Here is a 7,498-nt window from a genome sequence, read left to right as displayed (position 1 = left end):
CGCCCCGCCCACACCGCTCCCTACCCCTACCTCCTCGCGGGCTGCGGCGACCTCGACATCACCGGCCACCGCCGACCCGCCTCCTACTACCGCGAGATCGTCTTCGGCCTGCGCGCCCAGCCCTACATCGCGGTCCGTCGCCCCGAACACCACGGCAAGACCTGGGCCGGGACGCCGTGGGCTTGGAGCGACACCGTCGCCACCTGGACGTGGCCCGGCTTCGAGGGCAGGCCGATCACCGTCGAGGTCTACAGCGACGCCGACGAGGTGGAACTCCTCCTGGACGGCCGCTCCCTCGGACGTCGGCCTGTGGGTAATGACCACCGCTTCCGCACCGAGTTCGACACGGCGTACGAGCCCGGCGAACTCCTCGCGATCGCCTACAGGGACGGCGCCGAAACCGGCCGCACTACCCTCCGCTCCGCGACCGGCCCGGTGCGGCTGCGCGCCGAGGCCGACCGCCCGGTCATCACGGCGAATGGCGGCGACCTCGCATACGTCACCCTCACTCTGACGGACCCGGACGGCACCCTCCACACCGCGGCCGATCGCCCGGTCACCGTCGAAGTCTCCGGCGCGGGCGTCCTGTTGGGCTTCGGCAGCGCCGATCCGGTCTCCGAGGATCGCTTCGACGCTACCGAACGCCGTACCTACGAAGGCCGCGCCCTGGCCGTCCTCCGCCCGACTGGCCCCGGCAAGATCCATGTCCTCGCCTCCGCGTCCGAGAGCGACCCGGTCGAAGTCCTGGTCACCGTCGAGTAGCGGCGGCGGGAGCGCCGCGATGGTAGCCGCCGGATTGTTCACCCAAAATCGGCTGGAAAAGGATTCTCGACAGGCTTCCGGCATGAAAAGTGCGCAGGCGGCGTCCGTCGGCGAGTGGGAGCAGATCTGCTCGGAGAGCTTCGTCCCGCTGCGGGTGGGCCGGACCAGCGAGGACTTCCGGGCAGCGTCACCGGGGTCCCAGTGGCCTGTGGCATCGCGGTCAGCGAAGTCCGGTCGGGAGCGTCCCAGGTGCTGGGGACGGTCCGGCTGGCCCGGGGCACCCCGAGCGAGGACCACCTGTTCGTCGTGCACATTGGGGGTGTGGGCTTCGTCGAGCAGGACACCAGCCAGGCCCGGCTGCAGGCCCGTGGCGGCGTCCTGTACGACAGCAGCGGGCCCTACACCCTGTCCTTCCCGGAGACGGACATCCACGAGCTGGTCCTCCAAGTGCCGCGCTCACTGCTCGGGCACGGGGACCGGGAGTCACGGGACCGCTGCGGCCACGCCATCAGCGCGGACATCCCGGCGCTGTGCGTGCTCGGCGCGATGATGACCGAGATCCTGGGCGCCCCGGCGGGAGCCGCGCCCGGGCCCGCACCTGAGCTCGGATCCGAGCCCGACCCCAGTATCGACCGGGCGATTACGGAACTGCTCTCGGGTGTGCTCAACACGGCGTTCCGGCAGCCGCGGGGCCCGCAGGCGCTGGGGCGCACGGCGACGCTCCGGATGGTCCGGGCGCACATCGCGGGCCGTCTCGCCGACCCCTGCCACCGTCGCCGCCCGGCACTCCGTCTCGCTGCGCTACCTGCACACGCTGTTCGCCGAGACGGGCACCACTCCGGCGGACTACATTCGCCAGGAACGGCTCCAGCTGGAATATCACCTGCTGACTCACCCTGCCGACCGACACCTGACCGTCGCGGCCGTCGCCCGGCGCAGCGGCTTCGCCGACCCCACCACCTTCAGCCAGGCCTTCCGCCATCACGACAATCGCCTGCAGTCCGGGAGTTCGACGCTGGTATCGCACCGTCAGCCCGTCGATCTGCTCCGTGAACGCGGTCTTCGGGCAAGCAGGGTTCTCGCAGTACAGGCGGCGCACCGACAGGTCGACCCGTACCGTACGGTCGCCAACTGCCTCGTCCGCAACGTGTCGCACGTACCGGCCAGCTGTGCTCCCAGGTAGAGATCCGGCCGCAACCGGTACATGCGGCCGGTCCCGCCCGGGATCGCGCGGCGATCACCACCATATCCCCGGACTTCTCGACCGAACCGACCTCCACAGCACTGAGCTGCGGCAACAGCGTCAACACGTCGTCGCACACGGGCAGCATCCCGCTGGAACAGCGGCATGTCACGCCAGCCGGACCGATTCGCGTGGCGGAGCCGCTCAAGATCTTCGTAGCCGCGGCGGAACCCAGCCTCCTGGAGCGCGCCTGTCTCGGCGAGCCGGCACCGGAACTCGCCTCTTGACCGCGTCCCCGACTACTAATGAGGATACTCATTAGTAGGGCCGGGTACGGAGGGATGGGTCGCAGGTTTTGCGACCCTGGAAACGGCGCGGGTCTCGCGACACGGAAACGGAACGAACGAGGGACGGAACATGACGAACAGTGAGGGCGCGTCAGAGGAGCAGCGTCGGGGGCCGGGCCCGCATCCGGCCGGGGTCCGGGCGCGAGGGGTGTCGGCGTGAGGACCCCGGGGCTTCCCGGCAGCAGCCGGTACGACGACCCGGCACTCGGGCTGGGCATCCCCGAGCCGGAGCGGACCCCTCAGGTCGAGTCGTGGACCCGGGCGGCGGGACCGGACGGCGCGGGCGGAGACGGGTACGGCGGGATGATCGCGCGCCTGCGCGGCTTCCTCGACTACGTCGCGGCGGCACGGCTGGACCCCGGCACGGTGGCCGCGCTCTCGGACGACCTCGGCGCCTGGTGCGAGCGGCTCGCCGACGCGGCCGTTCCCGAGCGCGAGCAGGTCTTCGGGCACCGGGACGACATGCCGGGCCGCGGCCAGACGATGGCGCCGGCCCTCCGGGTCCACGAGGCCGACCGGTTCAGCGTCCGGGGCACGGTGCGCTTCGGCCGGTACTTCCTCGGCGGGAACGGAGCGGTCCACGGAGGCGCCATTCCGCTGCTCTTCGACGAGGTCCTGGGCCGGCTCTCGGGCTCGGGCGGCCGCACCCGGGCCCGCACCGCCTATCTGCACACCGACTACCGGTCGATCACCCCGGTCGGGGCGGAACTCGACGTGCACGGCTGGTTCGTGAGCGAGGAGGGCCGCAAGCGTGTCCTCCGGGCCGAGATCCGCCACGAGGGCGTGCTCTGCGCCGAGGCGGAGGGGCTGTTCATCGTTCTCAATCCCGGTCAGCCCTGACCCGGACAGCAAAAGTTAATGAAGACTCCTTAGAAAGCATTGACGGTCGGTTCCGTTGACGAAATAGTTCGATGCGGACCTACTCCGGCGAGGAGCAGACATGGCGATCATGCCCATCGAGTGGGGCAAGGTGCGGGAGTACGCCACGGCGACAGCGGCGGCCCGCCCCGCCTACCTCGACGACCCGAACGCTCCGATTCCGCCGACCTTCCTGGCCACGGTGATCTACTGGAGCACCATCGGCGAGACGGTGCGCGCGCCCGAAGTAGCCAAGGCGTGCGCGACAGTCGGGATCGAACCCGATGTGCGGAATCTGCTCTCGCTGGAGCAGGAGTACTTCTTCCACGGCCCGGTGCCGCGGGCGGGCGAGACGCTGCACAACTCCGAGCGCCTGTACGACGTGCGGATCAAAGAGGGCCGGCAGGGACCGATGGTGCTGGTCCGTTTCCTGGTCTCCTTCCACGACGACCAGGGACTCCTGCGTGCCGAGTGCCGGTACACGTCCGCCTATGTGCGCAAGGAGGCGTCGTGATCGATCTCGCCCGGGGAACCCGGCTTCCGGAGCGCACGTTCGGGCCGGTCACGATGACCGACATCGTGCGCTACCAGGGCGCGAGCGGTGACATGAACCCGATGCACCACGACGACGAACTCGCCCGCTCCGTCGGCTATCCCGCCGCCTTCAGCGCGGGGATGCTCGGCGCCGGCTGGCTCGCGGCGTACTGCACCGAGCACTTCGGGGAGGAGAGCGTACGGCGCTTCCGCACCCGCTTCACCGAGGCGGTCTACCGCGGGGACCGGCTGGTCGCGTCGGCCGAGGTCGTACGGCTCTTCGAGCACGGCGACGAGCGACGGCTGGAGCTGTCGATCCAACTGCGCAAGGACGACGGCGCGCTCGTGGTCGACGGCTCCGCCGAGTTCGCGCTGACGTGATGAACCCTCGCTCCGGAGAAGAGGTATGTCATGCGGCCTGACGTCGAGTTGAGGACCGGGACGAGCGAACGCCCGGATCTGCCCGTCGCGTTGGTGATCGGTGGGGGCGGTATCGGGATGTCGGCGGCACGCCGGCTGGGCCAGTCCCACCGGCTGGTGCTGGCGAGCCTGTCCGCCGCCAAGAACCCGGCGCGCGAGGCCGCGTTGCGTGCGGACGGGATCGACGCGGTGGTGACGCGGTGCGACATCACGGATCCGGACTCGGTCGCGGAACTCGGTCAACTGGTCACGGTGCGCGGGAGGTTGCGGACGGTCGCGCATGTCGCGGCGCTGTCCCCGTCGATGGGTGACTGGCGCACCCTGCTCCGGGTGAACCTCGTCGGGGCGCGGCTGATCGAGCGGATGAGTCTCGACCAGGCCGTGCCGGGCACGGCCGCGGTCTTCGTGTCCTCCTCCGCGGGGCATCTCGCCGAACCGCCGGATCCGGAGATCACCGCGGTGCTCGACGACCCCCTCGTGCCGGACTTCGTCGAGCGCCTGGAGAAGCTGGTGCCGGAGCGCACGCCGCTCCAGGCCTACCGGCTCACCAAGTTCGCGCTGCTCCGGATGTGCAGGAGACGCGCGGCGGCGTGGGGAACGAAGGGCGCCCGCATCGTGTCGATGTCGCCGGGCCCGATCGCCACCCCGATGGGTGCGCTGGAGTTCGAAGGACCGCACCGCGAGGTCAAGTTGGACATGCTGCGCCGGTCGCCGCTCGGCCGCGAGGGAACGATGACCGAGACCGCCGACGCCATCGAGTTCCTCGCGTCCGACCGGGCGTCGTACATCACCGGGACCGACCTGTTGGTCGACGGCGGCATCCTCGCGACGACCCGGTTCAGTTGAAAGTGCCGTGAACCCGCACCGTCCAAGGGAGTTGGGAATGCCCGACCGGAACGACGACGACCTCGGCGAAGGCCCGCTCCACGGCATCGTCGTCATCGATCTCTCGACGACACTGCCCGGCGCTCAGGCCACTCAGTTCCTCGCGGACGCGGGGGCGGACGTCATTCTCGTCGAGCCGCCCACGGGTAGCCGACTCCGCGCGAACCCCGGCTGGCCGGGCCTCCTGCGCGGAAAGCGCAGCATCACACTCGACCTGCACGACGACGCCGATCGCGCGACGCTGGACGGCCTTCTCGCGCGCGCCGACGTCGCCGTGACCACGATGCGCCCGGCCGCCGCGGCGCGACTCGGCTTCACCGCCGGGCAGTTGGCGGCCCGGCACCCGCGCCTCGTCATGGCGCTCATCACCGGCTGGGGAACCCACGGACCGTGGGCCAGCCGCAAGGGCTACGAAGCACTGATCCTCGCCAAGAGCGGCGTCCTCCACTCCAAGCACCAGCTCACCACCGGCCCGGACCCCGCCTACGTCACCACTCCCTACGCCTCCTTCGCAGCCGCGCAGGCAGCGGTCCACGGAATCCTCGCGGCGCTGCTCGAACGGGAGAGGAGCGGTCTGGGCCAGGTGGTGGAGTCCGATCTGGTGACGGGAGTCGGCGCGTACGACCCGTACAACTGGTTCTACGAGCTGGTACTCGGCCGCTTCCCGGACGCGTTCCAGCCGATGGGTGCCGCCTTCGACCAACAGGGCCGTCCCCAGACCAAGTTGCTGTACGCGATGCTCATCGCCGCGACAGCGGACGGCACTTGGCTGCAGTTCGCGCAGACCGCGCCACGGCTCATGCGGGCATGGCTGGACGAACTCGGCCTGAGTGCCGAACTCGCCGACCCGAAGTGGGACGGCTTTCCGATGCTTCCGACACCCGAGCTGCGGTTCGAGTGGTGGAACAAGATGGTCTCGAAGGTCGGGCAGCGGACACTGGAGGAGTGGGAAGCGGTGTTCGCCCGCAATCCCGACGTCTTCGGCGAGCAGTTCCGTACCCCGGACGAGGCGCTGGACCACCCGCAGTTGGTGCACGAGGGCCGCGTGGTCGTCGTGGAGGATCCGGACCTCGGCCCGGTACGCCAGCCGTCGACCCTGGTCCACGCGGCAGGCCGACCGCTCACGAGGATTCGCCGGGCACCCCGCCTCGGCGAGCATACCCGGGAGCTGCGTCGGCTCGCTGCCGGGGAACCGGCCTCACGCTCAGGTCTCCCCAACCCCGAGGGACGGCCAGGCCGCTCGGGACACCCCCTCAGCGGCGTGACCGTGCTCGAACTCGGCGCCATGTACGCCGGGCCGTACGGCGCCACCCTCCTCGCCGATCTCGGTGCGCGGGTCATCAAGGTCGAGCCGCTCGACGGCGATCTGATCCGGGGCATCATGGCGTTCCCCGAGGCGGGCGGCGCGAAGGCACTCCAAGGGAAGGAGAGCATCGCCGTCGACCTCCGCACCCCCGAAGGGCTGCGGATCCTGCGGGAGTTGGCCGCACAGGTCGACGTGGTGCTCCAGTGCTACCGGGCGGGTGCCGCGGCCCGGATCGGTGCCGACGAGGCCTCGCTGAAGGCGATCAATCCGGATCTGGTGTACGTGAACGCTCCTGGCTACGGCATCGACGGACCGTACGGTTCCAAGCCCGCCTACGCGCCGTCCATCGGCGCGGCGTCAGGGGTTTCCGCGACCGACGCGCAGGTGGTCGGCCGCCCCACCGAGGATCGTGACCAACTACTGGGCCAAGCACGCAAGTTGTACGCCGGTGGGACGGTCCCGGCGGTCCAGTCGGACGGAATGGCCGCCCTCGGCGTCGCCTCCGCCCTGCTCCTCGGCATCTACGCGAAACGTCGCGGGATCGAACTGACCGACGTCGCCGCCACGATGCTGGGCACGAGTACGCAGGCGCTGATCGCGCACAACACCAGCTACCAGGGCCGTCCCGCACAGCCTCGCGTCGACGCCGCCTTCCGAGGGATCAGCGCCCTGTACCGGATGTATCCCGCCTCCGACGGCTGGCTCTTCCTCGCCGCGCCGGCGGAGCGGGAGTGGGCTCCTCTGGTAGCCGGGCTCGGCGACCCGGGCGATCTGGCCGAAGAGCGGTTCACCACGAGCCGGGCGCGTGCCGCCCACGACGACGCGCTCGCGGAGGTGCTCACCAAGATCTTCGCGACCCGGACGAAGGCCGAGTGGGAGGCCGGCCTCACCGCGCAGGACGTCGGCTGCGTCGCCGTGACCCAGGAACCGGCCGAACGGCACATGCAGGGCGACGAGTTCCACGACGCGGGCTACGCCGTCGACGCGGTCAGTCCCATCTTCGACGAGCACCGTCGGCTCGCGCCGCTGAACCGCTTCTCCCGATCGACGACCAAGCCGGAGGCGGGCTGCACCCTGGGCCAGCACACCGACGCCCTGCTGCGTGCGCTCGGCTACGACCAGGCGCGGATCGCCGGTCTTCGCGACGCGGGAGTCGTGCGGTGACGTGACGGTCGGAAGCGAGGACTGATGGGGCTCGACGTA

The 7,498-nt window shown here is 70.4% G+C and carries 7 protein-coding genes and 1 pseudogene; all 8 read left to right on the top strand.

Annotation, left to right across the window (positions count from 1 at the left end):
* Positions 1-762 (top strand): DUF4982 domain-containing protein (locus AC31A1_RS14580; protein ID WP_489653710.1); only part of this gene is annotated, 762 nt, incomplete at its 5' end.
* A 114-nt stretch (positions 763-876) separates the two neighbouring features.
* Positions 877-1,350: pseudogene (locus tag AC31A1_RS14575) on the top strand (AraC-like ligand-binding domain-containing protein); the annotation flags it as partial.
* Positions 1,351-1,420: 70 nt separating this feature from the next.
* Positions 1,421-1,945, top strand: coding sequence for a helix-turn-helix transcriptional regulator (locus AC31A1_RS14570; protein ID WP_489653709.1), 525 nt, complete (start codon positions 1,421-1,423; stop codon positions 1,943-1,945).
* A 503-nt stretch (positions 1,946-2,448) separates the two neighbouring features.
* Positions 2,449-3,132, top strand: a complete 684-nt coding sequence (locus AC31A1_RS14565; RefSeq protein ID WP_489653708.1) for a PaaI family thioesterase — start codon at positions 2,449-2,451, stop codon at positions 3,130-3,132.
* 100 nt (positions 3,133-3,232) lie between these two features.
* Entirely contained in the window at positions 3,233-3,664 is a 432-nt protein-coding gene (locus AC31A1_RS14560) for an FAS1-like dehydratase domain-containing protein (RefSeq protein ID WP_489653707.1), read from the top strand.
* Positions 3,661-4,065, top strand: a complete 405-nt coding sequence (locus tag AC31A1_RS14555; RefSeq protein WP_489653706.1) for a MaoC/PaaZ C-terminal domain-containing protein — start codon at positions 3,661-3,663, stop codon at positions 4,063-4,065. The genes AC31A1_RS14560 and AC31A1_RS14555 overlap by 4 nt, the downstream gene beginning before the upstream one ends.
* 30 nt (positions 4,066-4,095) lie before the next feature.
* Positions 4,096-4,950 carry an SDR family oxidoreductase gene (locus tag AC31A1_RS14550; RefSeq protein WP_489653705.1) on the top strand — a complete coding sequence of 285 codons (855 nt, stop codon included), beginning with the start codon at positions 4,096-4,098 and terminating at the stop codon, positions 4,948-4,950.
* Between the two features lie 37 nt (positions 4,951-4,987).
* Positions 4,988-7,459, top strand: coding sequence for a CaiB/BaiF CoA transferase family protein (locus AC31A1_RS14545; RefSeq protein ID WP_489653704.1), 2,472 nt, complete (start codon positions 4,988-4,990; stop codon positions 7,457-7,459).
* The last annotated feature ends 39 nt before the right edge of the window (positions 7,460-7,498 follow it).

The sequence above is a fragment of the Streptomyces sp. P5F9 genome, from assembly GCF_057961495.1.
This window is presented reverse-complemented; position numbering and strand designations above follow the sequence as displayed.

Excerpts from the sequence above, each read along its gene's own strand:
- AC31A1_RS14545 (WP_489653704.1), top strand. The coding sequence starts at position 4,988 with ATGCCCGACCGGAACGACGACGACCTCGGCGAAGGCCCGCTCCACGGC.
- AC31A1_RS14550 (WP_489653705.1), top strand. The coding sequence starts at position 4,096 with ATGCGGCCTGACGTCGAGTTGAGGACCGGGACGAGCGAACGCCCGGAT.
- AC31A1_RS14560 (WP_489653707.1), top strand. The coding sequence starts at position 3,233 with ATGGCGATCATGCCCATCGAGTGGGGCAAGGTGCGGGAGTACGCCACG.